The sequence below is a fragment of the Leisingera sp. F5 genome, from assembly GCF_001593695.1.
Genome location: NZ_LUKH01001145.1, coordinates 1 through 1,232 on the forward strand (window position 1 = coordinate 1; position 1,232 = coordinate 1,232).

General features: G+C 52.4%; 1 protein-coding gene. It reads right to left on the reverse strand.

Translation table 11 applies throughout. From position 1 onward, the window contains the following. Nucleotides 1-818 precede the first annotated feature (818 nt). Nucleotides 819-1,232 (reverse strand): trimethylamine methyltransferase family protein (locus tag A2I95_RS39635; protein WP_291737833.1); only part of this gene is annotated, 414 nt, incomplete at its 5' end.

The window sequence follows — 1,232 nt, forward strand, 5'->3', positions numbered from 1 at the left end:
GTCCAACGTCCGATGGTATGCCGGCGGCAATGGCATCAGCCTGGAGTTCAATGTCATTCGCCACATGGTCAATCTGGAGACGGTGAACACCTATGAGGGCACCCACGATGTGCATGCCTTGATCCTGGGCCGCGCTCAGACCGGATTGCAGGCATTTTTCTAAGCATGCCAAGCAGCGCGGGGCACTGCTCCTGCGCTGCATTTATGCATTTATAAAATGCATTTCCACAACGCTGCTATGCTCTGCGAGTTCCGCAAAGGCTGGCGGGGTTAAATGCGATAGGCGCCAGCAATTTAGGATCCGAAAGTGCTAATTAGGCGGGCGGTCTGGGTGCCGGAAACTTAAAGAATTTCGACAGAAGTTCATCTGATGGTTAATTTTAAAAAATCGTAACGGCGTTCTATGGGGGTTATCAGGTGATCCCATGCCCCCACTTTGCAGAAGTGCAGCCGCGCGCAAACGAGATTGAAATCCCATTCACCTTGCAATTTCGCAAAATCCACCCGCAAAACGTCGGACTGGATGCAATCACCCTTGCAATTATGCAAATTCGTTTTGCTCAAACACAGGGGTGTTTTTGCAGGTTGAACACCGTTTCAAGGAAGGGTTCCTGCAATCTGTCTCGTATTAATAAAAGGTTATCATCTCATTAGGTGCCACGGAAGCGTTTCGTGAAAATTTTCTTAACTTACAGGCTGGGTTAGCTGAGAGGCAGGAATACGCCCAAAATTCTTGAACCAGATGCTCTGCTTCTGTGCCGGCCACAAAAACCGGGCCGGAAAATTCCGGCCCGTGTCAACGCGTCTGGAATGTTCGGTTAAGCCGGAAGATGGATGTTGAATGCCTGGCGGATTGCCATGTCGGTTGCGGCATCAAACCGTGCGGATGCGCGCTGGGACAAGATCTTCTCCTTCTTGGCAATGGCCTTTTCAATCAGATCAGGTTTTTCAAGTTCCACCCATTCCTTGGGAGACGTCCGGTCGCCCAGGTCCGGATAAACATAATCGACCTGCATCCGGCTGAGGGTTTGATCGGTACCCAGATAATGGCCCGGCCCGCCCATGCAAGTGGCGCGCATTTGGTCCAGCGCGAGGGTTTCATCGTTCACCTCAATGCCGCGGACGCATCTCTGGGCCTGGCCGAGCAGATCGTTGTCCAAGATCAGCGATTCAAGGCAGAACCCCAGCAGCGACGCGTGCATTCCGGCAGCTTCATAGGCCATGTTAAGGCC